Origin of the sequence: Porphyromonas crevioricanis, from assembly GCF_900476255.1 — a bacterium.
Lineage (GTDB): Bacteria > Bacteroidota > Bacteroidia > Bacteroidales > Porphyromonadaceae > Porphyromonas > Porphyromonas crevioricanis.
Genome location: NZ_LS483447.1, coordinates 1,009,580 through 1,036,102 on the forward strand (window position 1 = coordinate 1,009,580; position 26,523 = coordinate 1,036,102).

Below are 26,523 nucleotides of genomic sequence, written 5' to 3' on the forward strand. Positions count from 1 at the left end.
AGTTGGATTTTTGTCCGGACAAATTCTGCCTAATATATCCCAACATAGGAGAAGGGAGTAATTTGTCTCAGTTCTTCTTTTACTTGTTCGGATACATCCAGCCCATCGATAAATCCTGCTATGGATTCCCGGCTGATCGCTTCGCCGGTACGTGTGAGGGCTTTAAGTGTTTCGTAAGGGTTGGGATAACCCTCACGCCGCAATACCGTTTGAATAGCTTCCGCTACGACCGCATAGTTACGCTCCAGATCGGCATCGATAGCAGCCCTGTTGAGCAAGAGCTTGCTCAGGCCTTTCTCCAGACTTTTCAGGGCTATCAGTCCATACCCCAGAGGCATACCGATATTACGTATTACGGTAGAGTCTGTTAAGTCTCTTTGCAGGCGAGAGATAGGTAGCTTGCGAGCCAAATGAGTCAAGAGGGCATCGGCAATTCCGAGGTTCCCCTCTGCATTCTCGAAGTCAATTGGGTTCACTTTGTGTGGCATGGCAGACGAACCGACCTCTCCGGCCTTGATCTTCTGCTTGAAATACTCCATTGATATGTACATCCAGATGTCTCGGCTCAAGTCTATCAATATCGTATTGATTCGGCAGAGAGCATCGAAAATAGCGGCCAGATGATCATAGTTGGAGATTTGGGTTGTATAGGCTTCTCGCTCCAGTCCGATAGAAGAGAGGAAACGATTGGCAAAGTCCTCCCAACGGTGAGATGGGTAGGCGATATGATGAGCATTGAAATTGCCAGTAGCTCCTCCGAATTTTCCTGTGTATGGCACGGCTTCGAGAGCTTGGTACTGCTGTTCCAAACGGTATACGTAGACTTCAAATTCTTTGCCGAGTTTGGTTGGGGAAGCCGGTTGCCCATGGGTTTTAGCCAGCATGGGAACATCTCTCCATTCTTGCGACATCGATTGCAGCTTGCTGTGTATTTGCTTGAGCACAGGTATATATACCTTCTGCATGGCATCTTTTAGCATCAACGGAAAAGCCGTGTTGTTGATGTCTTGGGAGGTTAGACCAAAGTGAATGTATTCCTTAGCGGCAGTCAGCCCCAGCTTGTCGAATTGTTCTTTGATGAAGTATTCCACGGCCTTTACGTCGTGGTTAGTCGTCTCTTCTATTTTCTTTACCGCTTGAGCATCGGCCAGAGAAAAATCCAGATATATTTTCCGGAGTCCTTCTTCGGATGTATTTTGCAGGGCGGTCTTGAGTTGGGGTAGTTCCCGGCTCAAAGCTATCAGGTACTCTATTTCGACCAGTACTCTGTATCTGATCAGTGCATACTCAGAGAAGTAACTGCTAAGTCCTTCGGTCTTGGAGCGGTATCGCCCGTCTACCGGAGAGAGAGCGTTCAATTCATCAAATTGCATGGTATGTCTTTGTTTGTAGGCACAAAGTTAATAATTCCTTTTGCGGAAAGAGACTTTGCTTACAACCATAGCCCTGATTGGGCTGATATCGTGTTCAGAGGATGAGCCAAGCTTGAAGGGAACAAAGTGGACTGCGGATGATGATGTAAATGCAATTTTTTACGGAAATGGATGCACAACGACAATTGAGTTCTTAACAGATACAAAAGTCAAAAGATAGATGTGCACCCCTCTATTTTTGATGGGAGCAAGCGTGTCAGCGTAATAGGAGGAACTTACAACTTTGATGGAAGTACTGTCATTTGGAAAGTTGATGGGAGAACAATTAAAGGAGCTGTGTCTGGAAGCATAATAATGATAGGTGAAGGCGTTGCTGGGAAAAAGGTGTACATAAAAGGAGTGATTTCAGAACAATATAGCCTATCTGGTAATTTTCCTGGCTTCAAAATTTAGAGCATCAAGGAATGGCCATGTAAAGCGGTTTCTCTAATAGTTTTTATTCTATTAATAGTGTCTTTTGTGAAAATGAAAGAGGGTGTACCATAGCTCGATAGCATGGTACACCCTCTTGGCTTTTTGTCGTAAATGAGAGGGGTTGTATAGAGAGACGCTTCCTAACTGTGATTCGGTTGCATGAAATCGGAATGAGATTTAGTCTATTCTGATTTTTCTTGCAAAAGTTCCTTTCGAGGTCTGGATCCGCACGATGTATGTGCCGGGCAACAGTCCTTCGTTTTGTATGCGTCTGCCGTCCATAGTATAGACGTCTTGTATAGAGGCGTTTTCACCTTCGGCCACAATCTTGTCTTTGAGAGGGAAGACTTTGACTTCGGTTTGCTCCGGAGTCTCGATACCCAAGAAAGCTGTGATAGGTCTGTTGGCAGCATTGTACACTTCGCAAGCATCGGGTGTTTTCAATATGTTGTCCCGGAGTTTTTTTGCAGCAAAAGCCACAATGCGTGTATTAGCTCCGGTCCATTCTTGCTTGAAGTCTATTTCTGTATTGTATTTAAAGTTTCCGGCTTCATCGAAAGTAAGTTTGATCCCTTCTTTCGGGGTAACAAATTGGCGGATAACTCCCATGTGCCAAATCGGATTTTTTCCGGTTGCGGTTGTTGCACTTGTTCCGGTACCATTTTGGTCTTCCGAATAGATATGGTCTTCCACTATATAGACATTGATATAACAATCGTCTTGATCCAAGAATCCTTTCACTGACTGTCCGTCTATTTCTATCTTCAGTTTTCGGTTTTCGGCAACATAAGTATCTTTCACATCCAGACTTACTACGGCCGGACGTTCGAGAGCTTCTGTAATATATCCCTCCAAGGTAGCTTCTTCTTTGCCTGGATAATGGGCTGGATAGGTATAGCGTGTATTGAGCTTACTACTCATACGATCCAACATGATAGCCGGAGCAGAGGGAGGCGCAGCCCCAAACAAAGGCAGGAGCGAATTACTTTCTTCGAGGGTGAATTTGTCCGTTTTAAAGCCTACATGATGTACAGCCCAAGCCACTTTGGGGCTAAATTTGGGCTTCTCTAGTACCTGATGGATCAAATGGTGAGCCTTGGGGCAGCTGCTACACATCTCTGTGGAGAATTGCTCCATGAGAGTTACACGGTCGAATGCTTTCGGCAAAACTCCCGCAATGTCTATTTCCTTCAAGAGAAGATCCTTAGGTTTGTCGTTGATTTTGTTTACTCTAATCGAGAGTTTATCTCCATTCTTGGCTTTAAGAGAAGCAACTTTCAGATAGGTAAATCCACGTGGCATGATTGCGGTTTCGTATGCCTCGTTGTGTACTTTCTCTCCATTTACAAAATATGAAATATCAAGCTTGTTGATCTTATTCGATCCGAAGTTCTGTATGTCAAAACTTATTCCAATGTTACTTTGGCTTACAACTACCGGGTTCACTTTTATGTTGGCCAGCTGGATCAAGTTGTCTGTAATCTCAGGTTTAGCTCGCAGGATTAGCTGCTGGTGTAAGGCTCCGACAGCTTGTCCTTGTCCCTTGAATTTTTTGCCATTTGAGGCGATCAGGGTAGCTTCTTCTACAGTACTCAAGTTTCCATCCGTGAGAATAATCTGTGGGCTTTCCTGTAGCTTCTGTTGATAGAAATAGCCGATTGTCAAAGGCTCTTTATAGGGGATAGGTACAGGAGTATCAAATATGATTTCGTTCCATCCCTTTTCTAAATTGACAATTTTGCTGGCTTTCTTTTTGTCGAAATCATCAGGCCAGCCGATAATGAAAACCTCAGCTTGCTTTACGGGGACAGCCACCGCTATTCTCACACCGACTGCTTCGCCACCATCTACAAAGTCTTTGATCTTTGTGTAGGGGAACATAGAACCCAACGCAACCGAAGTAATGTAGTTGATATTGTCGTACCCCATAGCATTGCTGTATTGGAGGTTTTCTATCTCATCGTAACCAAGATAGTAGTAGCCCTCCGTAGTTTTTAGTTCATCCTGTTGTTGGGCAAAAACTGTGGCGGGGAAGCAGCACAAGGCAATCAACCCCAGCAAAAACGTCTGTAATTTTCTTTTCATGACAAGCTTTTTATGAATGATTCAAAACATAAGCGGAAACCACACCCTGCCTCAAGCTTCTGACCTTTGCGAGAGGCTTGATCTTACCGGGGCCAAGGCCTTCGACGAAATGCAACCTTGAGTCCATTATACGAACCCCCAAAATGCTGTTTCAGTAGCCTTTTTGCCGGACTTTGCAGTGCGAGACAGTCAAGAAGAAGTTGAGAACGAGGGTTTTAGGAGTCTGCCCAAACCCGGAATGCTGATAATAACGCCACGAGAGCTGTATTATGCAACAGTCTCAACCCATCCTTGCCACTTTCCGGAATCTTCGAGGGCTCCGGAATATCGGGTGTTCGCAAACACCGGGGGAGGTTGTTTCGTAACTCTCGCAAAGTAAAGAAAAATATCCGGTTTTGTGGCCTATGAGTCTTTAATCGTGGCGGAATGTTTTCATATCGTGATAAAATGTCTGTTTGCTCTTTCATATCGACATTTTATGGTTTATTGGAAGGAACTTTTCTGAGGGCTTACTGCTTCTAAATAAAGGTTATATTTGCCGAATAAACTAACAGCAAGCAAAATACCTAAAAAGTTATTTGTAATGGAACAGCAAAACAAGTCCACTCGCATTGAAAGCGATTTGATTGGCGAAAGAGAGATCAGCAATGATATTCTCTATGGTGTACAAACGCTGCGTGGCATCGAAAATTTTAGGATCAGTAATTTCCATCTCAACGATTATCCTTTGTTTATCAAGGGATTGGCTCTGACCAAAGAATCTGCCGCCATAGCTAACCATCGCCTGGGCTTGCTCAGCGACGAGCAGAAAGATGCTATTGTGGCTGCCTGCCATGAAGTGGCTGAAGGTAAGCACGACAAAGACTTCCCCGTAGATATGATACAGGGAGGAGCCGGTACGACCACCAATATGAATGCCAATGAGGTGATCTGTAACCGAGCTCTCCAGTTGATGGGGCATCAGCCCGGAGAGTTTAAGTATCTCAGTCCTAACGACCATGTAAATGAGTCTCAATCTACCAATGATGCGTATCCCACGGCTATCCATTTGGGGTTGTATGCCACTCACTTGAAGTTTATGCCTCATTTGGAAGCCCTTATCCGTGCTCTTCGTGACAAGGCCGCACAGATGACCGATGTGCTGAAGATGGGTCGTACACAGTTGCAGGATGCTGTGCCTATGACATTGGGGCAGACTTTCAATGGATTTGCCTCTATCCTCTCCGATGAGGTGGAAAATCTGGAGCATGCAGCAAAAGAGTTTCTCACGGTGAATATGGGTGCTACGGCTATTGGAACCGGTATTTGTGCCGAACCCAAGTATGCCGAATATTGCACCGAAGCCATGCGTCAGGTGACCGGTTGGGACATCAAACTCTCTGCCGACTTGGTAGGAGCCACCAGCGATACTTCTGTGATGATCGGATACAGCTCTGCTCTGAGAAGATTAGCTGTAAAGGTGAATAAGATTTGCAACGATATCCGTTTGCTCTCTTCCGGTCCTCGCTGTGGTTTGGGCGAATTTAATATCCCGGCTATGCAACCCGGTTCTTCTATCATGCCCGGTAAGGTGAACCCTGTGATCCCCGAAGTGATGAGCCAAGTGTGCTACAAGGTGATGGGGAATGACTTGTGCGTGATGATGGCAGGAGATGCTGCTCAAATGGAGCTTAACGCCATGGAGCCTGTGATGGCCCAGTGCTGCTTCGAGAGTGCCGACTTGCTGATGAATGGCTTCGATACTCTGCGTGAGCGTTGTATAGTAGGTATAGAGCCCAACAGAGATACCTGTGCCAACTATATAAAGAATAGTGTAGGTATCGTGACAGCCCTTAACCCCATTATCGGCTACAAAAATTCTACCAAGATCGCCAAGGAAGCAATGGCGACTGGCCGTGGTGTATATGATTTGGTACTTGAGCATGGTATTCTCAACAAAGAAGAGTTGGATACAATACTCAGCCCGGAGAATATGATCAAGCCGGTGAAGCTCGACATTAAACCTCGTCGATAAGTCAGAGGCAAAAAATAAACAAGAAAGAGGGGGTATGCCACGACACTGAGTTGTGGCGTACCTTCTTTTTTTTGAGTCCTTGTACGGATTTTGATAGGAGGGAGTTGTACAGCACGGCACTCTATTACTTTTGATATTCGGGTTTGATCGTATACCACAAGTATCCTTCCCTGCATCCTCCATATCAAAGCTTTCAAGATTACCGCATCCTGCAAAGTCGACAAAAGGGCAAGTCTTAGTTGCCATTTTGGAGCCCGTGCAAAGGGCTTGAGAGACTGTTTTCTGTGGCCGAAATTGATATGTTTTGTAAATTCCTTCTCGCCGCAAAAACTGAAGAAATAGAGGGAAAAGAGGCTGTATGGACAAGCGAATTTATTCCTCTCTTTTTTTGCTCATGATGACTCTCTGGAATGCCGATGGATAGGGCGTTTTGAGAGGGTCGAATTTTTCTCCTGAGAGAAATTTCGCTAACACAGGAGAGAGCAATTTTTTTCTCAGGAGAGAATTTTCGTTCTCTCCCGTGTTAGCAAAAAACCGCTCCTATGGACATCAAAAAAGAGTGAGAAAATCGAATCCAAAAACCTCGGTTTTGAGTAGAAAAAACTCCTTGAAACAGAAACTTAAATAAACAGAATGGCGAGAAATATAACATTTTTATCGAAGGGAGTTATTTTGAGCTTTCAGTAGGAGCTCGTGCAAAATAACCTTGGGGTATCTACTGCTCCGGCTCAAATCAAGATCGCTCGGAAAAGAGGAGGTTCAACTCAACCAAAAAAGTCGGCTGCCTATTCTTTCTATTTGCACTTTGTGTCCGTGAGCTTCCTCCGAAGCGTGGTGCCGGGCAATAGCCAAACAGAGCATGTCCTCTATCAGAGGCCGATGCTCGATTTCTTTCTCGTCGTTCGGCTCAGGCAGGTGTAGCTCTATTTGTAATCTACCGGTCGGATGTTCTTCGATCATTTTTATTTCCTCTCTTCTGTCTCCCTCGGGCTGGGTGTAGACTTTGCCGAAATACAAATCAAAGGCATACCAAGCGTTTGTATCGATGATCCATGAGGCAAGTTGTTCACTCAGCTCCTCGAACTCGGCTTCTGCTTTGTCTGATTGGTATAGGATGGTCGGGTACTGCCCTTCTATTCCCAGTGCATTGAAGTATTCAGTCCAGGGAAAAGATTCGACTATTCTGCCTAAGCTCAAGCGAGAGGCAGAAAGGTTCCTTTCTCCAAATTCAAATGTTTCGGGAGAAGTTTCTCCGGAGAAGCTTTCTTCTGGATTCATTGCATTTAGGTTTATCTTTGGAGAAACAAATGTAGTATTATCCGATCATGAGTAAGATTCAATGTATAGGTGTGCTTACTTCCGGAGGTGATGCTCCGGGTATGAATGCCGCCATCCGGTCGGTTACCCGTGCCGCTATAGCCGAGGGGATGCAGGTAAAGGCGATTTATCGAGGATTTCGTGGCCTGATTTCCGGTGAAATACGGGAGTTTCATACCGAAGATGTGAGTAATATCATCCAGCGTGGAGGTACGATTTTGCGAACAGCTCGCTGCGACGAATTTACTACTCCGGAGGGTAGGAAAAAGGCTTACGAAACACTCAAGAGTGAAGGTATTGATGCGCTGGTCGTAATCGGAGGAGATGGATCTTTGCGTGGAGCCGCAGCCCTGTCTGCCGAATATAATTATCCAGTGGTCGGCCTGCCCGGTACAATCGACAATGATCTCTATGGTACGGATATTACCATTGGCTATACCACTGCTTTGGACACGATAATGGAGGCTGTGGATAAGATTAGAGATACAGCTTCGTCTCACGACAGACTCTTTATAGTGGAAGTGATGGGGCGAGATGCCGGCTTCCTTGCTCTCAATGGAGCTATAGCCACGGGTGCGGAAGCGGCTGTGATACCGGAGTGTGCTATTGGCCCCGACGAGTTGACACGAACTCTCAAGCAGGGCTTGCGCAAGACCAAGAATAGCAGCATCGTGTTAGTAGCTGAGAGTGAAGTGACCGGAGGAGCCATAGGGGTTGCTCGGCGAGTGCGAGAGCTGTATCCGGAGTTCGATGTGCGTGTCACGATCTTGGGACATATACAGCGAGGAGGCAGCCCTTCTGCCACAGACCGTATCTTAGCCAGTCGGATGGGTATTGCTGCTATCACGGCCCTGATAGAAGGGCAGCGGAATGTGATGATCGGAATTAAGAACAGCCAGCTTGTCTATGTCCCTTTTAGCAGAGCTATCAAGGGAGACAAGGCTATAAATCGGGATTTGGTGAATGCCGTCTCTATCTTGTCTACCTGACGAAAGCGTGGCCACAGCCCTTTTTCGTCGCAGCCTGATCGGCTGGTACGAGCGAGATCATCGACCATTGCCTTGGCGAGAGACTGCAAACCCTTATTTTGTCTGGTTGAGTGAGGTGATATTGCAGCAGACGAGGGTAGAGCAGGGTACTGCCTATTATCATCGGTTTATCGAGGCTTTCCCTACTGTTTTTCACTTGGCTGATGCCGATGAAGATCAAGTGCTGAAGCTTTGGCAAGGTTTGGGGTATTACTCTCGAGCGCGTAACCTTCGGGTTGCGGCTCAACGCTTGGTGCAGGAGTATGGTGGCAGCTTACCTGCCGATCGCAAAAAACTGTTGGCTTTGCCTGGTATAGGCCCCTATACGGCTGCTGCTATTCTCTCTTTTGCCTATGACTTGCCTTTTGTAGCGGTGGACGGAAATGTGCAGAGGGTTGTGAGTCGCCTTTTCGCTCTCCCTTTGCCTGTGGATAGCCCTCAAGGGAAAAAAGAGGTAGATCGTCTGGCCGATCTGCTCTTGGATAGGGAGCATCCGAGGCTCTTTAATAATGCTACCATGGAGCTGGGGGCCACGGTTTGTTTGCCAGTCTCTCCTCGTTGCTCCGACTGCCCTGTCGCAGACTTTTGTTTGGCGCAAAAGCTGGGTACTGCCGAAGAATTGCCACTGAAATCACCTAAACGACAGTTGCGAGATCGTTACTTCCATTATATAGATGTGCGAGACAGTCGCTCTGCTTCTCCTTTGATGTTACTCGGTCGTCGGGGGGGCGGAGATATTTGGCAAGGGCTATATCAGCCTTTGTTGGTAGAGACTCCTGTAGCTATGGAGCCGGCAGATTTTCTGGCTTCCGATTCTTTTGTCAGTCTGAAGAGGTCTTTCCCGAGTTTGGAGCCGAAAGGATATACCTCTGTTGAGACGCACGTGCTTACGCATCAGCGTATCCATGCCCGTCTTTATCGAGCCGAAGCCGATTTGGAGACCTCTTGTTTGGACGATTACCCTCCATATCAGCTCATAATGGTAGACGATCTACCTATTTATGCATTTCCTCGTTTGTTGGAGATTCTCTGGAAGAAAGGAGATGTATTATTCTGACTTATAGTTTTTTATGCATCCTTCTTTTGCTTATACCTGATTCTCGATAGCCTTTTGTTCATTACTTTTTTGTCTCTTTGTATACCTACTTGTTGGTATTCTCGATTCTTGTATTACCTTTGCGGTAGAAAACCATAAGTATTGTATCACCAAACTAAAACAAGGAAAAAATCATGGCTTACGTAATTTCAGAAGACTGCGTTGCATGCGGTAGCTGCATAGATGAATGTCCAGTATCTGCTATCTCTGAGGGCGATATCTATAAGATCGACCCGAACGTATGCACAGATTGTGGCACATGTGCCGGTATCTGCCCCTCTGAGGCTATCCATCAGGCATAAGCCCCGTCCATCTGTCTTACAGAGAAACACAAGAGACATCCCTACAGAGTTTTGTAGCGGGATGTCTCTTGTGTTATATATAGATTTGCCGTGGATTAGCCTCTCTGTTGTTGACTGAAGGGCCACGGACTAGTGTCGTGTATTTATGGATTTGCCAGAAGAATCGAGGATGTCTCCCTGCACGACAGAGTAGCTATAATGGAGCTATATATATGGAGCTTTTGAGAAAGACTCTGGAATGCCTCTCTGTTCCCCTATCCCACGAACTTATTTCATCGTTGTGCTTGATGCCGAAGCATGCAGCCGTTATTTCATGCAATAGTCCGGAAAAGAGAGAGCATGCCCTCTCCTTTTCCTGCCAGGTTTGATTGCTTTGTGCTAGGAGGGGCTTCCGAGCAAGATCGGAGATTTGTTTTTCTGCAACGCTGTGAATGTCCGTTGAAGATCATGCTTTTAGATGTCTTGAGATGTATTTTATGTGTATAAAAGTTCGGGTAGGTATTGCAGGTTTGCAGAATTACAGTATCTTTGCAGTCGCTAAACGCTTCTACTCGATTGGGTGAAGTATTAGCTGCTGGTTTGGCCCATTCGTCTATCGGTTAGGACGTCAGATTTTCATTCTGAAAAGAGGGGTTCGATTCCCCTATGGGCTACAGAATAACAAAAAAGAATAAGGATAAAGTATGGCAAATCATAAGTCATCCATTAAGAGGATTCGTCAGACCAAGAGCCGTCGCCTCCACAACCGTTACTATGCTCGTACAACGCGCAACGCTGTATATGCATTCCGTAAGTTGGAGGATCGTGCAGAGGCAGAAAAGCTGTTGCCGAGCATGAGTTCTATGTTGGATAAGCTGGCTAAGCGTAACATCATCCACAAGAACAAGGCTGCAAACTTGAAGTCCAAGTTGGCTAGACAGATCGCAAGAATGGCCTGAGAGCCTCTGAGAATCCGAAAGAAGGATTACAAATAGAAAGTTTTCGTTGGCCCATTCGTCTATCGGTTAGGACGTCAGATTTTCATTCTGAAAAGAGGGGTTCGATTCCCCTATGGGCTACGAGGTTAGAGAGGGATCTCGGTCTTTTGAAAGACGAGAGTTGGCGCATCATCGGTGGGTGATGTGCCTTTTGTTTATTCCCATAAATCCTAAGTTCTGAGAAAGCTTTGGATGGTTGAGGGGGCAACTTCGATTTCTTTTGCTAATGGAGAAAAGTTTTGTCTCGACCCAACAAAAAACTTCGAATTTTGGTTTTGTATTCAGTATGTAATATTCAAACCAATATCAGTTGTATGAAAGCAAAGTTCACGAACAAGATTCTCGTTTTTGCCTTAGGTCTGTTTCTCTCCGGAGGTATTGTGTTGGCTTCATGTGGAGGGCGCTCTTCCAAATCTGTCGATGCAAAAGAGAAAGAAGGTACGCCCACCAATGTGCACTACATAGACGGCAAGCAGATGCAGGAGCAAGTCTATGACTTCAAAGCAAATCCAAAGACTTTTGTATATAAAGGAAACAAGCCTGCTATTATTGATTTCTATGCCGACTGGTGTGGCCCTTGCCGGCAGTTGAGCCCCAAGCTCAATGAACTGGCAAAGAAATATGCAGACAAGTTGGTCATCTACAAAGTCGATGTAGATAAGGAAGGCGAATTGGCACGTCATTTTGGCGTAAGCAGTATTCCTATGCTCCTCTTCGTACCTGTTAAGGGGACCCCTATTCAGACAATGGGCAACTTGCCTATGTCCGACTTGGAGGCAACTCTTGCTAAAGTTCTTTGATCTCTCTCTCTTTTTTAGCTATATCAACGGCCTTCCGCAAAGAAAAACGGAAGGCCGTTTTTTTATCTCTCTCTTTGCTTTTCCTTTGCTGGGAGCGAATTGATTACCTTTGCGCAAGTTCTGAGCTTCCTTCCGGATATTCGTTACTCATATCCGGGCTCTGAAAAATCGGACAAGAATAATAAAATATACAATACTGCTCTATGGCAAAGGAACTTAAGGAACTTACCTCTCGTTCGGTAAGTTACTCTCAATGGTATCAAGACTTGGTTATTAAGGCCGATTTGGCCGAAAACTCAGCTGTGCGTGGTTGTATGGTTATCAAGCCTTACGGCTATGCAATTTGGGAGAAAATGCAACGCTATCTTGATGATATGTTTAAGGAAACTGGGCATTCTAACGCCTATTTCCCTCTTTTCATCCCGAAGAGTTACTTGAGTCGTGAGGCTGAGCATGTAGAGGGCTTTGCCAAGGAATGTGCTGTAGTGACCCATTACAGACTGAAGAATGCTCCCGACGGAAGCGGTGTGGTGGTTGATCCTCAAGCAAAGTTGGACGAGGAACTCATCGTGCGTCCTACTTCGGAAACGATTATTTGGAGTACTTATAAGAATTGGATACAGAGTCATCGAGATTTGCCTATCCTCTGCAACCAGTGGGCCAACGTGGTGCGTTGGGAAATGCGCACCCGTCTTTTCTTGCGTACGGCTGAGTTCCTTTGGCAAGAAGGACATACTGCCCACGCAACCAAAGAAGAGGCTGAGGAAGAAACCAAGCGTATGTTGGAGGTGTATGCGACTTTTGCCGAAGAATATATGGCTATGCCCGTAGTCAGAGGGGTCAAGAGTGCCAGTGAGCGATTTGCCGGAGCATTGGATACCTATACTATAGAGGGGTTGATGCAGGACGGTAAGGCTTTGCAATGTGGCACTTCGCATTTCCTTGGGCAGAACTTCGCCAAGGCTTTCAATGTGACTTTTGCAGACAAGGACGGTGAGCAGAAATATGTCTGGGCTACCAGCTGGGGTGTTTCTACTCGTCTGATGGGGGCTTTGATCATGAGCCACTCGGATGATAATGGGCTCGTCCTTCCTCCCAAATTGGCTCCATACCAGGTCGTTATCGTTCCTATTTACAAGAGTGAGGAGCAGCGTACAGCTATTACAGAGAAAGTGGAAGGACTTATGGCCGAGCTGAAGGCTCTCGGTATTTCGGTGAAGTATGACAACAACGATGCCAAGAAACCTGGGTGGAAATTTAGTGAATATGAATTGAAGGGAGTACCAGTTCGTTTGGCCATTGGTGCTCGTGATTTGGAGAATGGCACAGTGGAAATTGCACGCCGAGATACCCTCAGCAAGGAGACTATGCCTCTTGAGGGAATTGCTCGTCACATAGAGGCCTTGCTGAAGGATATTCAATCGAATATCTACAACAAAGCTCTTAAATACAGAGAAGAGCATACAATCACGGTGGATAGCTATGATGAATTCAAAGAAAAGATAGAGGAAGGTGGCTTTATCCTTGCCCATTGGGATGGTACGCCCGAGACCGAAGCTCTTGTCAAAGAAGAGACTAAAGCAACTATACGTTGCATCCCATTAGCCGGAGATAAGACTCCGGGTAAGTGTATGGTGACGGGCAAACCTTCTGCTTGTCGTGTCCTTTTTGCCAGAGCTTACTGATTCTCATCGAGAGGTGATGAAGTATATTCCATTGGATATTGACGGCTTGCTGTTGGTGGAGCCCGTAGTCTATTCCGATGACAGAGGTTACTTTGTCGAGACATACAGACAGGCGGATATGGAGCAAGCCTTGGGGAGGACTGTATCTTTTGTGCAGGAAAATCAGTCCGGATCCGTATATGGTGTTCTCCGGGGTATTCACCTGCAGTTGGGAGAGGCTGCGCAGGCCAAGTTGGTACGCTGTGTCCACGGTCGCATTATAGATGTGGTGGTGGATTTAAGGCCAGAGTCTCGGTACTTTGGCAATCATACCTCTGTGGAGTTAAGCGCAGATAATCACCGACAGCTCTATATCCCCAGGGGTTTTGGTCATGCGTTTGTGGCACTGAGCCCGCAGGTTGTTTTTCAGTACAAGGTCGACAATCTGTATGCTCCGCAGTCTGAATGCTGTATTCGCTATGATGATCCCGACTTGGGGATCGAATGGGGAAGGATAGCCCCGGAGTTGTCCTCTTTTCTGCTGAGTCCCAAAGACCTTGCCGGAATAAGTTTCAGGGAATATCGGGAGCTATATGGCTCTGGCAAGTACTAATTGATCTATTCTCATGCTTACATATTTAGTCACCGGAGCAGCTGGTTTCATCGGATCCAACTTTGTGCGTATGCTCAGGGAGGAAGAGCCCGAGGTGCGTATTGTGGCAGTAGATAAGCTCACCTATGCGGGTAACTATGCTTCTATTGCCGACTTGGTAGATAATGAGCAGCTTTTTGTTTTTCATCGGGCTGATATTTGCGATGCGGAGGCTATGGGAGAGCTCTTTGCTCACTACACCCCTCAGTATGTCATTAATTTTGCCGCAGAGAGCCATGTGGATAGGAGCATAGAAGACCCTCAACTTTTCCTCAGAAGTAATATTCTTGGAGTGCAGGTGCTTCTGGATGCTGCACGCAAGCAATGGCAGCAAGGGAAAGATGAGCAGGGCTATCCTTTGTGGCCGAAAGATCATCGATTTTTGCAAGTCTCGACCGATGAGGTGTACGGAAGCCTCGGACCGGAGGGGTATTTCACGGAGACTACTCCTTTGGCCCCCCGTAGCCCCTATAGCGCATCCAAGGCTTCGGCAGACTTTTTCGTACAGGCAGCTGTTGAGACTTTTCATTTTCCCGGCTTGATTACCCGTTGTTCCAACAATTATGGCCCTTATCAATTCCCGGAAAAACTGATCCCTCTTGTTCTGAACAATATATTGCAGGCAAAATCTTTGCCTGTTTATGGAGATGGTTCTAATGTGAGAGACTGGCTATATGTGACGGATCATTGTCGAGCTATCCGACGAGTTCTGCTAAGAGGAAAGGTGGGGCAAGTGTATAATGTGGGTGGACACAATGAATACTCCAACCTGCAGCTGGTACATATTATCCTCGAAACGGTGCGAAGCTTGATGGAAGAGAATCCCAAGTATAGGGATGTCCTGAGAGTTGATGTTCAGAAAAAGTCCGACTTGAGCTGGATTGGTCCCGGTCTGATTTCTTTCGTTAAGGATAGACTTGGGCACGATGCTCGTTATGCAATTGATCCGCAGAAGATTAGCGAGCAATTGGACTGGGAGCCGACAACGGATTTCCCGACTGGGATTGTCAAGACCGTGCGCTGGTATCTCGAACACCAAGATTGGGTGCGCGGAATTGTCGATGGCGACTATCAAGACTATTATAGAAAAATGTATTCTGGCAGGTGAATTTAAGAATCCAGAGAAAGGCATTACAATCAAACTATTATGCAAAAGACTTATATCCAACAGTATTACGACGAAGATTATCAACACTGTTTTGGCTGTGGCCCAAAGAATCCCGATGGCTTGCACATCAAGTCTTATCCATCGGAAGATCTGCAAACTACCTATTGTCATTACACGCCGGCCCCAGCTTATAGCGGAGGGCATCCAAGCAAGGTCTATGGAGGGATGATTGCCATGCTTTTTGATTGCCATGGCACAGCCTCTGCAGCCTATTTTTTTATGGTCAATAATGGTGGAAAATATGGAGAGGAGCAGATGCGTAGATTTGTTACAGCACATTTGTCTATCAATTACCGTAAGCCGACACCACAATCTGAGGAGCTGAAGCTAGTTGCTGTAGCAGAGGAGATTGGCGAGCGCAAGGTGCGTCTCAAAATGCTCCTTTATGCTTCCGGAAATCTTTGTGCGGATGCCGAAATGGTAGCGGTAGGTCTCTGATCTCCTCCATATTCGTTTTTTAGTCTTTTTCTTCTCATTCACTTATGTCTCTTTGCAGGATGCGCTCTTTTTCTGTGACCTCCTTCTGGGTCTTGAGCATAGTAGCGGCTTTGTTGGTTTCCTGTCGTAGTCGTTTGCCCCGACAGGAGGAGTCTGAACGTCTGCCCAAGCGAGAATTTCGTGGAGCTTGGATACAGACAGTTTACCAAAGCGAATATGCCCAATTGGGATCGGAGGGGGCTTCTGCGCTGCTTGAGAAACGTATTAGAGCTTTGCACCGTGCTGGTTGTAACGCTGTGATATTTCAAGTAAGGCCGGAGAGCGATGCTTTTTATGCATCATCAGTGGAGCCGTGGAGTCGCTTCTTGACAGGGACACAGGGTGTAGCCCCTTCTCCATATTGGGATCCTCTGAATATGGCTATTGAGTTGTGTCATAGCCTGGGTATGGAGTTGCATGCTTGGATCAATCCCTACAGGGCCTCTACTTCGGCTACGGCTGTTTTGGCTCCTAACCATCCAGCCTGCATCAATCCCGAATGGTTTGTCAATTACAACGGTCAGCTTTACTACAATCCTGCCTATCCGGAATGCCGTGCACATATCCGTCGAGTAGTGAAGGATTTGGTTTTGCGCTATGATATAGATGCACTGCATATCGATGACTATTTTTACCCCTATCCGGTTGCCGGTTTGACTTTCCCTGACCAGGCCTCTTTTGAACGCTTGGGATTAGTAGAGGGGTATCGTCCTGAACAGATAGGAGATTGGCGACGCGACAACGTGAATAAGTTGATACGAGACATTCGTACCACAATCAACGAATGTAAGCCATGGGTGAGATTTGGAGTAAGTCCGTTTGGTATTTATCGCAATAAACATTCCACACAGGACGGAAGCGGGAGCCGTACTTCTGGGTTGCAAAACTACGACGATCTCTATGCTGATGTCCTTCTTTGGGATAGAGAGAAAAATATAGATTACTTGGTTCCTCAGCTTTATTGGCCCATTGGTCATAAGGCGGCCGACTTCGGAGAGTTGGCTCCTTGGTGGAATAGGCATACAGAGCAGGATACTCACTTATACTTCGGTATCGATGTCAAGAAAACCATGCAGGAGGGGCAGCTCAGTCGCAAGTTGTCTCTTATGCGTGAGTATGCTGACGGGATTGTGTATTGGCCAGCCGGGGAGGTCGTCAATAATACTGGAGGGATAGCCGACAGCCTCAGATTGCGGCACCAACATAGCCTGTCTCTTATCCCATCGGATCCTCGGCATAGACATAAGGTGCCTAAGGTCAAAGGTCTTGTACAGCAGGCATACGATGGTGGTATTCGTTTGAGTTGGGAAGATACGTCTGATCAGTATGATCCTGTGAGACCGCAATTTTATGTGGTATATCTCATCCCTAAGGGGCAGAAGGTGAGCATTGATAATCCCGAATATATTGTCTACGTAGGGCCATATGCTGAACTTAAATTGCCTTCGTCTCTTGGTCGTGGACGTAAATATACCTGTTTGGTAACAGCTTTGGATCGTTTTCGCAATGAGAGTAAACCGGTGAAGGTGAAGCTCAAGATTCGTTGACTTATTTCTCCTTATAGCTCTTAACTCTTAAGTATTCTTTTGAGAGCTATTTGTTTGCTCATTTGTGTGTTTTATGCGGTAAGCCTTCGGGGTTATCGCATTTTTTTTGTTCCGAATCCTTTCTGGAACAGAGGGAGAGCTAGATAAGAGTCTTTCTCAAATAAAAAAAAGGAGGGCTTCCAACTTTCACAAGCTAGAAGCCCTCAGACACTATTGAACTATATTAAAAAGAGAGAAACGCAAACTAACACCGGCTATTCTCCGATAGCCTGAACAACACCCCAGACCTCAAGGCCTGAGTAAAAAGAGAGACCGAAAATCCACTACGTGAGACACGTAAAAAAGCCTTACCCTTTTCCTTTGGCAAAAGTAGAATAATATTTTGAATAATCCTAATCTGATTGATTCGATCTTTTTTTTCTATGTTTTTGGCTGTTGAATTTATGCCCAAGAATTATTTGTTGCAGCATTTGGAACCGATGCTTTAGGCTCTGGAGTTAGCAGAGTGCAGTAATGGCTTGAAGTTAGGTATGTAGCTGGTATTCGGCTTTGGTGAGGTAGGTATGTGTACCTCCTTCTCCTCCAATTCTCAATGTATTCTGTGGTTACTGCATTCTGCAAAGTTTGGCCGAAAGATTTTCGAAACAGGCTTTTTAGAGACTCCTATAATATCTTCCGAAGATCTCTATTTTCTCTCTTTCCCTCTTTCTTTCTTTCTTTTTTCCCCCCCCCTTGCAAAAAAAGCTGCGCCATACAATTTATGACGCAGCTTTTCCTTGTTTGGTAAAGGGACTTTCTTAGCCTTTGTCCACGGGCACCTTAGAATGCCAGCTTAGCTCCGAAGTATGCAGAGCGAGGCATTGTGGGTCCATAGATAAAGCCGGAGTCTCTGTTTACGCCTTTGTCGAAGTCGTTTTGGAAAGCATCGAAGATATTGCTCATCCCAGCGAACATCTGGATGTTCATCGTATTGTTTACCTTGAAATCGTAAGAGATCTTAGCTCCGAGATCGAAGAAAGGCTTTGTTTCTACGAGTTCGTCTATACGGATGGTGTTTTCTCCTGTTTCGTCCTCTTTCAGATTTTCAAAAGGCTTGTTCCCCATATCGCTGATAGCAGCACCGGCTCCGTAGGTAATTGCATGTGGAACATACATCTTGCCGGTATAGGTGCCGGTAAGAGCGATGTTGAGTGGCTTCACGGGGTTAATACCTATAGTGAAGTATCCGTATGCAGAAGGAGTACGAGTCATTTTTTTGTCTGTCTGAGAAACATTGTACTGCAGCTTCTCTACTTCTTTGCCCGTAGCCTCGTCTATGGCTGGTTGCTTGGTCATGATTGGGTTGCCACTGGCATCGAAAGTCGCTCTTATACCCCATTCTTCGGGATTGTCAAATTCACTTTTTGCCAAAGTGAAACCGGCTTGGAGCTGGAGCCACTTGTATGCAATGCGCCCTTCCAGGTTAGCACCGTATACTTTAGCACCACTACCGTTCACACGCATGTAGCGTTTGATGCCATCGCCCAAAGATGGTTGTTCCTGATTGGTGAATACATCTTGGAGTCTGTTGTAGAACCCTTCGAGCATGATATTGGCCATTACGCCATGGCCCAAGTCGAGGTAGCTGTCTACCGAAAGATTGAAAGCATGACTGATCTCCGGAGTCAGATCTTTGTGGTTGATAATTTTCTGAGCTTCGCCACCTACAACTCCTACGTGTAAGTCCTCATCAAAAACTTGAGGAGCCCGGAATCCTTTGGCATAGCTGGCTCTGAAGTTAAGCATGGAGATCGGTGCATAGCGCAGGGTAGCACGTGGGCTGAAGATAGGATTCTTTACAGCCGAGTGTTGGTCGAAGCGTCCACCGAAAAGCAGGTTGAGCTTATCGCTCTTCCATTCCAATTGTGCCAACTGGCTCCAGTTGTTGATGCGTTGATCCAAGTCGGGGAATTTTGATTCGGTGCCTGTGCCCTCTGTCTTTTCCCATGAGCGGATAGGCATCTTGTCTATCAGTTTATCATGTGTGTATTCTGCTCCCAGCAGGATTTGAGCCGGCATAAAGAGCAGGTTGTCAAAGTCATAGGTGTACTGCAGACCCATGTTGTAGGTCTTGCCATCAGTTACACCATAGTTATCACCGTATTTTTCGTGAGGTACGGGATTGCCGACTTTGCCCCAGTTGTCATCCCAGTCTTCGATTGCTCCGTAGTAACTCTTGCGCTTTACGAGTTGAGCAGAGGTATAAACTTGTCCGTGATGTTTGTAGTCACGAGAGAACAAATCGTACTTCAAGTTACCGCTGTACACAGAGTGGTCGGTGCGTTCAGCAACAGCTGCTACATGTTCGGGCCACTCCAAGTGATCTCCACCACGGCGGTATTCGTGTATTGTATGTATCTCTCCAGAGATCTTGGAGAAGTCCGATGTGCGCAAGTAGATATGGCTACCCAATGAGCGAGCATCGATTGCTCCGATTTCTGAGAACCCATCATCATTGGCATCCCACTCTTTGCGAGTACGGGATTGACCGAACACCATAGCACCGGCCTTGCCACTGTCGCTGACCATGGAGGCGTTGAAGCCCATGTTGTTATCCGGTTGTTTCATGCCGGTAAAGCCCAACGACTCGGTGAAAGATACGCGGTTGCTGCTCGGTTCCTTTGTGATGATGTTGATTACACCGGCAATGGCAGATGAGCCAAAGAGAGCTGAACCTCCCCCGCGTACTACCTCTACTCGGTCGATCATATTGGTAGGAATTTGCTCCAGACCATAAACCCCAGCCAATGCACTCATGATCGGTCGGCTATCTATCAATATCTGTGTGTAGCGACCTTCCAAACCATTGATGCGCACTTGGTTGAAACCGCAGTTCTGACAATTGTTTTCTACACGTACACCAGGTTGGAATACGAGACCTTGTGCCAGGTTGCTGGCGTTGGCTCTGTCAAATACTTCATCATTGAGTACATTCACCAATGTCGGAGCCAAACGGCGCAATGTGTTTTGTCTGTTGGAAGAAACGACTACTTCGTCCAGATTGATGTTGTCGACCTCTGCCTCGAAGTTCACTTCGATGACTTTGCCCTTCACAACATTGACTTCCTTCTGCTGGCTTTTGTAGCCCAGGCCTCGCATTTCCAGCACAACCTTGCCGGGCTTGAGGTTACGGATAAAGAAGTGACCTGTCTGATCGGTAACGGTACCGAAGGTCGTCCCCTTGATAGAGATGGTGATACCGGGCAAGTGATCACCCGAAACAGCCTCCACTACGTGCCCAATTACGTTGGCATCGGACGGGTGCCGATGTTTTTTTTCTATTTCCGGATTGTTGCCGGTTCTGGCTGCAAGCTGTGCAGGCAATGCCGTAAAGACCAGCAAAAGAGATAGAAACAGGGTTGAAAATTTCTTCATAAAAACTCTTGCTATTTTGTGTGACTAAACCAAATTAAATTCATGCTCTGATCATACACTTAAAAAGATCAGGCGCGTACCAAGTTTTCAAAATTTCGGCTGCAAAGTTAGCCCAAAGAGACCCGCATAACATAGCATAATGACAGAAATACCTGCCAGTAGGTATCTTTCCTTGAGGGTTGAACAATCTTTTTGTTTGGCTGTCTCTGTTCAATCGCCTTAAAATCAGTGAATTAGATATTTTACGCAGATAGATGTTGTTTCTTACCTTGAGTAAGGTCAGTACATCATGGTAGATCTTTGTCCTTTCTGGGTGACGAGATTTTCAAGATTATGCGACGGTTTCTCTTGGCCGAATACCCTTGTATGAGGGGAAGAAATAGAATCTGCCTGCTAAAACTTTTTTACACAATTCCTATGTGTCAACACCTGCTTATAGACTACTCTTTTCTGCATTTTTGGCCATTTTCTTCACTTCTCAAAACCCTTTATTCATCGGCATTCTGAGAGAGTCAAAATTCTCTCCTCAGAGAAATTTTTTTCTCTCCTGTGTTAGCGAAATTTTTCTCAGGAGAGAATTTTCGCTCTCTCCTCAGAGAATTTTATGTGCCTCGGTAGGTAGTAAAATGTCTATGGTAAGAGTCCTTAATTTCGCCCTTAGAAGTGTAATTTAATGTGTATTCGGAAAGGAAGGTTTCTTCCCTATATTTTGATACCCTGTTGCTCTTAGTCTCGGGGTGTACTCCATCGTAATGGAAATTGGAGGCTGCACACATACTCTCTTGTTTTTCTAACTTGTTCAGGTAAAAAAAAAGTAATACATTTGCACCGCTTATAAGGTCGCTAATACTCTTCCTTAGCTCAGTTGGTTAGAGCATCTGACTGTTAATCAGAGGGTCCTTGGTTCAAGTCCAAGAGGAAGAGCAGAAAAAAGGCCGAAAAGATATTCTTCCTTAGCTCAGTTGGTTAGAGCATCTGACTGTTAATCAGAGGGTCCTTGGTTCAAGTCCAAGAGGAAGAGCAGAAAAAAGGCCGAAAAGATATTCTTCCTTAGCTCAGTTGGTTAGAGCATCTGACTGTTAATCAGAGGGTCCTTGGTTCAAGTCCAAGAGGAAGAGCAGGAAAAGGCTGAAAAGGTATTCTTCCTTAGCTCAGTTGGTTAGAGCATCTGACTGTTAATCAGAGGGTCCTTGGTTCAAGTCCAAGAGGAAGAGCGGAATTAGGGGTTGGCTCCATGGAGGCAGCCCCTTTTTGAATTTTTACGACAGATGATACGGCAGACGAAAAGAATAGACAATGAGCAGCGTACCGAGGATTTGCGTAGCAGGCATATCCCACGGCTGCTACTGTCCTATGCTTTGCCGGCTGTTGTCGGGACATCGGTAAATGCTCTGTACAACATTGCCGACCGTATTTTTATCGGGCAGGGAGTGGGAGAGTATGCCATTTCCGGTCTCACACTCACGTTCCCGATCATGATTTTCTTGCAAGCATTCGGGATGTTGGTAGGAGCCGGGGCTTCTGTGCGTGTCTCCATATTGTTGGGCATGAAAGATCAGGCAGGAGCCGAGCGTATTTTGGCCAACGCTATCATGCTCACTATTGTGCTCTCCGTGATGACCATCGTGCCGAGCTATATTTTTATGGAGCCTCTTCTGCGTCTGTTTGGAGCAAGCGACCGCACTTTGCCCTATGCTATGGACTATTTACGGGTTATTATACCGGGAAATATCTTTGCCACACTCAGCTTTAGCTATAACGCAGTGATGCGTGCTTCGGGCTATCCTACCAAGGCGATGATTCAGATGATTTTGGGTGCTGTGCTCAATGTGGCCTTAGATGCTCTTTTCATTTTTGTGTTCGATTGGGGTATAGCCGGGGCTGCATGGGCCACGGTGATTTCGATGTTTGTGACCATGCTGTTTGTGATGGAACACTTTACCGACAAGAACAGCCTGATCCGTTTCCGTCGCTCTGCAATGCGACCGTCTCGCTCAATGATTGTCTCCATTTTGGGTATCGGTATGGCTCCTTTTGCCATGCAGTTGGTGGGGAGTGCTGTGACGATCGTCCTCAATCGGTCCTTCGTACACTACGGAGGTGGAGGGGAGTTGAGCGATTTGGCAATTGGGGTTTATGGGATTATCAATAGCTATGCCATGCTGGTTGTGATGCTGGTGCTTGGCATTTCCCAAGGGATGCAACCCATTGTGGGGTTCAATTATGGAGCCGGTAATATGGATCGAGTGCTCTATACCTACAAGTTAAGTGTCTTTACCAACAGCCTTATCACTGTCATTGGGTTCCTCCTTGGTATTTTGCTTCCATCCGTGATTGTGGGCTTTTTCACTCCCAGTCATTCGATGATCTCTATTGGGGAGTCGGCCATGCGCATCGCTTTGTTATCCTTTGGGTTTGTAGGGTTTCAGATTACTACAACACAGCTCTTCCAGAGTATCGGCATGAGCATGAAGGCAATGTTTCTCAGTTTGTCCCGACAGGTGATATTCCTCCTGCCTCTCCTATTGATATTACCTCGTTTGTTCGGGTTGGATGGGGTCTGGATGGCTATGCCTATCTCGGATTTTAGTGCAGCGGTTATTACATTTGTGCTTGTCAAGCAACAACTCAAAAAGATGAAAGGAAACCATACGGGCCATGCTCATGCTCCACTATAAAGGCTCTCTGAGAGACTTATGTAATAGGAGCAGGGCGAATGCCTTGAACCGAAAAAAGACTGGAGAGCAAAATTGCCCGAAAGAGAGTTTCCTGATGTACGATACAAAAGACGAAAAGGAAACAAGGGCTATGGCATAAGCTTTCCGTGATACAGAGATATCGAGAATGCACGGAGAATCAATACACTGAATAAACCATGAAAGTTTTTCTACAGGCCATCGTCGGCCAAATCCTCTTTAACCTCTACTTCGCTTATCGGGGAGGTCAGGCTCTCCCCAAAGAAGGGCCTTGGCGTAAGGGTTTGTATGCACTCTTGGCTGTAGAGTTCTTGCTCTATATGGTAGGGTTTTCTCTTCATCTCCATCTGCCTAAGCCAGTTATGGAATTTATCATGACTGTCTGTGGTACTTGGTACTTCGCTTCTATTTATATGTGTATGGGTTTATTGCTCATGGAACTCATCCGCCTGATCGACCATCTTACAGTTAAACGTCTCACCCATCTCAGTAAACGAACATACGGCAGACTTAAGCTCTCTCTCTTGCTTGTCATTCCGTTGGCCTCTGGTTTATTGATAGTCTGGGGTTATGGCTTGGTGCAACACCCGGAAGTGACTTATCGTACCATACGGCTCGATAAACCAATAGGCAACGAACAGAATAAGTTGCGCCTTATTCTTATCACAGATATACATATGAGTGAGACAATTACTCGCCCTTATGTAGAGCGTTTGGTAACTCTTTGCAATGAACAAAAGCCCGACTTGATATTGGTCGGCGGAGATATATTCGACTACTATAGCCATTATGGCTACAAGGACGGTATACCAGACTTGATGAATCGGATGAATCCTCCATTGGGTACCTACTATGTGCTGGGCAATCATGAGTATCGGGCAGATATGCAAGCCAAAATTGATTGGATCCCTCTGGCCGGAGGTGTATTGCTGAGGGATTCTGTGGCTCAACCCGGAGGACTGATCAACTTGGTAGGTCGGGATGATGCCATAAATAAGCAGCGTGCCGAACTATCCGAGCTGGTAGGGAGAATAGAGCCGGACAAAAGACATTTGCCTCTCGTTCTGCTTGATCATCAACCCCGAGCTTTGAAGCAGTTGCCTGCCAATGGAGTGGATTTGGGCTTATTTGGCCATACACACAATGGGCAGATCTTTCCATTTAGTATTGTGACGGATTTGGCCTTTGAGAATTCCTATGGATATAGCCGGGCAGGAAAAAGCCATGTATTTGTGAGTTGTGGCTACGGAGCTGCCGGCCCGGCTATTCGTCTTTTTACCAAGAGCGAAATCGTGGTAATAGACCTTTTAGGAGCTTGATTGTCAGCAAATAAATACTACCTTTGCGACGCTAATCTTGCATCGCCCGAAGGGCAAATGCAAAATTGGCAATAACGAGATTAATTAACAGAATGGAAAACCTAAAAAATGTTCGTCCTCTTGAAGATTTCAATTGGGACGAATTCGAACAAGGCACAACAAACATGAGTGCCTCCCGTGAGGAGCAGGAAGCTGCTTACGAAAAGACCCTCAGCGCAGTCAAGGACAATGATGTAACCATAGGCCGCGTAACCTCTATCAACAAGCGTGAAGTATCCGTAAATGTCGGCTACAAGAGCGAAGGCGTTATCAGTGCTTCGGAATTCCGATACAATCCGGATCTGAAGGTTGGTGATGAAGTAGAGGTATTTGTAGAGAGTCAGGAGGACCGTAAAGGTCAGTTGGTACTCTCTCACCGCAAAGCCCGTGCAGCTCGCTCTTGGGAGCGTGTGAACGAGGCTCTGGAAAAAGACGAAGTGATCAAGGGCTTCGTGAAGTGTCGTACCAAGGGTGGTATGATCGTGGATATCTTCGGCATCGAGGCTTTCTTGCCCGGTTCGCAGATCGACGTGCGTCCTATCCGTGACTACGATGCTTATGTAGAGAAGACTATGGAATTCAAGATTGTGAAAATCAATCAGGAATATAAGAATGTAGTCGTATCTCACAAAGTGCTTATCGAAGCTGAGCTCGAACAGCAAAAGAGAGAGATCATATCCAAACTCGAAAAAGGACAGGTACTCGAAGGTGTGGTTAAGAATATCACATCCTATGGTGTATTTATCGACTTGGGTGGCGTAGACGGTTTGATTCATATCACCGACCTTTCTTGGGGTCGTGTGGCTCACCCGGAAGAAGTGGTGCAGCTGGATCAGAAGCTCAACGTTGTAATTCTCGAATTTGACGAACAGAAGAAGCGTATCGCTCTCGGTCTCAAACAGCTCACTCCTCATCCTTGGGATGCTTTGGATCCTAACCTCAAGGTTGGTGACATCGTGAAGGGTCGTGTTGTCGTTATGGCTGATTACGGTGCTTTTGTGGAGATCGCTCCCGGTGTGGAAGGTCTTATCCACGTTTCAGAAATGTCTTGGACACAGCACTTGCGCTCGGCTCAAGACTTCTTGCACGTAGGAGACGAAATAGAAGCAATGGTACTCACGCTCGACCGCGAAGAACGCAAGATGAGCTTGGGTCTCAAGCAGCTTAAGCCAGATCCATGGGAAAATATCGAAGATCGTTTCCCCGTAGGTTCACGTCACCAAGCTCGTGTGCGCAACTTCACTAACTTCGGAGTCTTTGTTGAAATCGAAGAAGGTATTGACGGTTTGATCCACATCAGCGACTTGTCTTGGACTAAGAAAATCAAGCACCCAAGCGAATTTACAGAGGTTGGTGCTACGATAGAAGTACAGGTACTCGAGATCGACAAAGAAAATCGTCGTCTCAGCCTGGGTCACAAGCAGCTTGAGGAAAATCCTTGGGATGTGTTTGAAACGATCTTTACTAACGGCAGCATCCACGAAGGTGAGATCATTGAGCAAATGGAGCGTGGCTCTGTAATTGCTTTGCCTCATGGAGTGGAAGGCTTTGCTACCCCCAAGCATTTGGTGAAGGAAGACGGTTCTCAAGCAGCATTGCACGAGAAACTCCAATTCAAGGTGATCGAATTCAATAAGGAATCTAAGCGTATCATCGTATCACACAGCAGAGTGTTCGAAGATGATCAACGTGCTGCTCGTCGTGAAGCTGCTGCCGGTGAACGTCGCGCCGCTAACGCTCAAAAGGAAGAGAATGCAGCTCAGGCCGCTGCTAATGCTGCAGCCGTAGAGAAAGCAACTCTGGGAGACCTTGGCGAGTTGGCAGCTTTGAAAGAGAAGCTCGAAGGCAATTGATAGATTTTAGATCTCTATAAGAGGAGGGAGTGCAGCATACAGCTGTGCTCCCTCTTTTTTTGTTTAACTCCAAAGAAGAAAAGGATGAGTTTCTATATATGAGCTCGAATGTCGACAATAACTGTGTAGTGACCGCCACATTACTCAGAAGATAGAGCTGGAGGAAGAGTTAAGGAGAGGAATATGAGAGAGGGCAGAAAGAGTATATTCAGCCCATGGTCATGCGGC

The 26,523-nt window shown here is 46.2% G+C and carries 18 protein-coding genes and 6 tRNA genes; 20 read left to right on the forward strand and 4 right to left on the reverse strand.

What is annotated here, in order from left to right; translation table 11 throughout:
- Positions 1-29: 29 nt before the first annotated feature.
- Positions 30-1,373, reverse strand: coding sequence for an adenylosuccinate lyase (gene purB / locus DQN70_RS04535; protein WP_023937143.1), 1,344 nt, complete (start codon positions 1,371-1,373; stop codon positions 30-32).
- A gap of 651 nt (positions 1,374-2,024) precedes the next feature.
- The gene (locus DQN70_RS04545; RefSeq protein WP_023939583.1) at positions 2,025-3,932 is read right to left on the reverse strand and encodes an Omp28-related outer membrane protein; all 1,908 of its coding nucleotides are present in this window, start codon (positions 3,930-3,932) and stop codon (positions 2,025-2,027) included.
- Positions 3,933-4,515: 583 nt separating this feature from the next.
- Here DQN70_RS04545 and DQN70_RS04550 point away from each other — a divergent pair.
- Complete coding sequence (locus DQN70_RS04550) at positions 4,516-5,946, forward strand: aspartate ammonia-lyase (protein WP_023937138.1); 1,431 nt, start codon at positions 4,516-4,518, stop codon at positions 5,944-5,946.
- A gap of 759 nt (positions 5,947-6,705) precedes the next feature.
- On the opposite strand, the gene DQN70_RS04555 is transcribed toward DQN70_RS04550, so the two are convergent.
- Positions 6,706-7,224 (reverse strand): hypothetical protein, encoded by a 519-nt coding sequence (locus DQN70_RS04555; RefSeq protein ID WP_023937135.1) that lies wholly within the window; start codon positions 7,222-7,224, stop codon positions 6,706-6,708.
- Positions 7,225-7,271: 47 nt separating this feature from the next.
- Here DQN70_RS04555 and pfkA point away from each other — a divergent pair, with 47 nt between their 5' ends.
- From pfkA to DQN70_RS04615, 12 genes are all read left to right on the forward strand, one after another.
- Positions 7,272-8,252 carry a 6-phosphofructokinase gene (gene pfkA / locus DQN70_RS04560; RefSeq protein ID WP_023937134.1) on the forward strand — a complete coding sequence of 327 codons (981 nt, stop codon included), beginning with the start codon at positions 7,272-7,274 and terminating at the stop codon, positions 8,250-8,252.
- Entirely contained in the window at positions 8,227-9,348 is a 1,122-nt protein-coding gene (gene mutY, locus DQN70_RS04565) for an A/G-specific adenine glycosylase (RefSeq protein ID WP_036890382.1), read from the forward strand. The genes pfkA and mutY overlap by 26 nt, the downstream gene beginning before the upstream one ends.
- Before the next feature lie 173 nt (positions 9,349-9,521).
- Complete coding sequence (locus DQN70_RS04570) at positions 9,522-9,689, forward strand: 4Fe-4S binding protein (protein ID WP_078801691.1); 168 nt, start codon at positions 9,522-9,524, stop codon at positions 9,687-9,689.
- Positions 9,690-10,270: 581 nt separating this feature from the next.
- Positions 10,271-10,342 (forward strand) — tRNA-Glu (locus tag DQN70_RS04575).
- 30 nt (positions 10,343-10,372) lie between these two features.
- The gene (rpsT, locus tag DQN70_RS04580) at positions 10,373-10,627 is read left to right on the forward strand and encodes a 30S ribosomal protein S20 (RefSeq protein ID WP_023939577.1); all 255 of its coding nucleotides are present in this window, start codon (positions 10,373-10,375) and stop codon (positions 10,625-10,627) included.
- Positions 10,628-10,675: 48 nt separating this feature from the next.
- Positions 10,676-10,747 (forward strand) — tRNA-Glu (locus tag DQN70_RS04585).
- A gap of 233 nt (positions 10,748-10,980) precedes the next feature.
- Positions 10,981-11,466 (forward strand): thioredoxin family protein, encoded by a 486-nt coding sequence (locus DQN70_RS04590; protein WP_023939576.1) that lies wholly within the window; start codon positions 10,981-10,983, stop codon positions 11,464-11,466.
- 203 nt (positions 11,467-11,669) lie between these two features.
- Positions 11,670-13,151, forward strand: coding sequence for a proline--tRNA ligase (gene proS, locus DQN70_RS04595; RefSeq protein WP_023937121.1), 1,482 nt, complete (start codon positions 11,670-11,672; stop codon positions 13,149-13,151).
- A gap of 16 nt (positions 13,152-13,167) precedes the next feature.
- A complete protein-coding gene (gene rfbC / locus DQN70_RS04600; protein ID WP_111759380.1) occupies positions 13,168-13,743 on the forward strand; it encodes a dTDP-4-dehydrorhamnose 3,5-epimerase in 576 nt (191 codons plus the stop codon).
- Positions 13,744-13,756: 13 nt separating this feature from the next.
- On the forward strand, positions 13,757-14,890 hold the full coding sequence (gene rfbB / locus DQN70_RS04605) for a dTDP-glucose 4,6-dehydratase (protein ID WP_023939573.1): 1,134 nt from the start codon (positions 13,757-13,759) through the stop codon (positions 14,888-14,890).
- Positions 14,891-14,929: 39 nt separating this feature from the next.
- Complete coding sequence (locus DQN70_RS04610; protein WP_023937116.1) at positions 14,930-15,388, forward strand: PaaI family thioesterase; 459 nt, start codon at positions 14,930-14,932, stop codon at positions 15,386-15,388.
- A 44-nt stretch (positions 15,389-15,432) separates the two neighbouring features.
- On the forward strand, positions 15,433-16,974 hold the full coding sequence (locus DQN70_RS04615; RefSeq protein WP_023939572.1) for a glycoside hydrolase family 10 protein: 1,542 nt from the start codon (positions 15,433-15,435) through the stop codon (positions 16,972-16,974).
- A gap of 819 nt (positions 16,975-17,793) precedes the next feature.
- On the opposite strand, the gene DQN70_RS04620 is transcribed toward DQN70_RS04615, so the two are convergent.
- Positions 17,794-20,388, reverse strand: coding sequence for a TonB-dependent receptor (locus tag DQN70_RS04620; protein WP_023937111.1), 2,595 nt, complete (start codon positions 20,386-20,388; stop codon positions 17,794-17,796).
- A gap of 850 nt (positions 20,389-21,238) precedes the next feature.
- Here DQN70_RS04620 and DQN70_RS04625 point away from each other — a divergent pair.
- The 7 genes from DQN70_RS04625 (at position 21,239) to rpsA (ending at position 26,295) form a co-directional block, all read left to right on the forward strand.
- Positions 21,239-21,312, forward strand: a tRNA-Asn gene (locus DQN70_RS04625).
- A 23-nt stretch (positions 21,313-21,335) separates the two neighbouring features.
- A tRNA-Asn gene (locus DQN70_RS04630) sits at positions 21,336-21,409 on the forward strand.
- A gap of 23 nt (positions 21,410-21,432) precedes the next feature.
- Positions 21,433-21,506 (forward strand) — tRNA-Asn (locus DQN70_RS04635).
- 22 nt (positions 21,507-21,528) lie between these two features.
- Positions 21,529-21,602, forward strand: a tRNA-Asn gene (locus DQN70_RS04640).
- Between the two features lie 54 nt (positions 21,603-21,656).
- A complete protein-coding gene (locus DQN70_RS04645) occupies positions 21,657-23,066 on the forward strand; it encodes an MATE family efflux transporter (protein ID WP_042120137.1) in 1,410 nt (469 codons plus the stop codon).
- Between the two features lie 197 nt (positions 23,067-23,263).
- Positions 23,264-24,403 (forward strand): metallophosphoesterase, encoded by a 1,140-nt coding sequence (locus DQN70_RS04650; RefSeq protein ID WP_023940923.1) that lies wholly within the window; start codon positions 23,264-23,266, stop codon positions 24,401-24,403.
- 92 nt (positions 24,404-24,495) lie between these two features.
- Complete coding sequence (gene rpsA / locus DQN70_RS04655) at positions 24,496-26,295, forward strand: 30S ribosomal protein S1 (RefSeq protein ID WP_023936098.1); 1,800 nt, start codon at positions 24,496-24,498, stop codon at positions 26,293-26,295.
- Positions 26,296-26,523 lie beyond the last annotated feature (228 nt).

What these genes read in the sequence shown, in the direction of transcription:
- purB (WP_023937143.1), bottom strand. Translation starts at nt 1,373, where the DNA reads ATGCAATTTGATGAATTGAACGCTCTCTCTCCGGTAGACGGGCGATAC.
- DQN70_RS04545 (WP_023939583.1), bottom strand. Translation starts at nt 3,932, where the DNA reads ATGAAAAGAAAATTACAGACGTTTTTGCTGGGGTTGATTGCCTTGTGC.
- DQN70_RS04550 (WP_023937138.1), top strand. Translation starts at nt 4,516, where the DNA reads ATGGAACAGCAAAACAAGTCCACTCGCATTGAAAGCGATTTGATTGGC.
- DQN70_RS04555 (WP_023937135.1), bottom strand. Translation starts at nt 7,224, where the DNA reads ATGAATCCAGAAGAAAGCTTCTCCGGAGAAACTTCTCCCGAAACATTT.
- pfkA (WP_023937134.1), top strand. Translation starts at nt 7,272, where the DNA reads ATGAGTAAGATTCAATGTATAGGTGTGCTTACTTCCGGAGGTGATGCT.
- mutY (WP_036890382.1), top strand. Translation starts at nt 8,227, where the DNA reads ATGCCGTCTCTATCTTGTCTACCTGACGAAAGCGTGGCCACAGCCCTT.
- DQN70_RS04570 (WP_078801691.1), top strand. Translation starts at nt 9,522, where the DNA reads ATGGCTTACGTAATTTCAGAAGACTGCGTTGCATGCGGTAGCTGCATA.
- rpsT (WP_023939577.1), top strand. Translation starts at nt 10,373, where the DNA reads ATGGCAAATCATAAGTCATCCATTAAGAGGATTCGTCAGACCAAGAGC.
- DQN70_RS04590 (WP_023939576.1), top strand. Translation starts at nt 10,981, where the DNA reads ATGAAAGCAAAGTTCACGAACAAGATTCTCGTTTTTGCCTTAGGTCTG.
- proS (WP_023937121.1), top strand. Translation starts at nt 11,670, where the DNA reads ATGGCAAAGGAACTTAAGGAACTTACCTCTCGTTCGGTAAGTTACTCT.
- rfbC (WP_111759380.1), top strand. Translation starts at nt 13,168, where the DNA reads ATGAAGTATATTCCATTGGATATTGACGGCTTGCTGTTGGTGGAGCCC.
- rfbB (WP_023939573.1), top strand. Translation starts at nt 13,757, where the DNA reads ATGCTTACATATTTAGTCACCGGAGCAGCTGGTTTCATCGGATCCAAC.
- DQN70_RS04610 (WP_023937116.1), top strand. Translation starts at nt 14,930, where the DNA reads ATGCAAAAGACTTATATCCAACAGTATTACGACGAAGATTATCAACAC.
- DQN70_RS04615 (WP_023939572.1), top strand. Translation starts at nt 15,433, where the DNA reads ATGTCTCTTTGCAGGATGCGCTCTTTTTCTGTGACCTCCTTCTGGGTC.
- DQN70_RS04620 (WP_023937111.1), bottom strand. Translation starts at nt 20,388, where the DNA reads ATGAAGAAATTTTCAACCCTGTTTCTATCTCTTTTGCTGGTCTTTACG.
- DQN70_RS04645 (WP_042120137.1), top strand. Translation starts at nt 21,657, where the DNA reads ATGATACGGCAGACGAAAAGAATAGACAATGAGCAGCGTACCGAGGAT.
- DQN70_RS04650 (WP_023940923.1), top strand. Translation starts at nt 23,264, where the DNA reads ATGAAAGTTTTTCTACAGGCCATCGTCGGCCAAATCCTCTTTAACCTC.
- rpsA (WP_023936098.1), top strand. Translation starts at nt 24,496, where the DNA reads ATGGAAAACCTAAAAAATGTTCGTCCTCTTGAAGATTTCAATTGGGAC.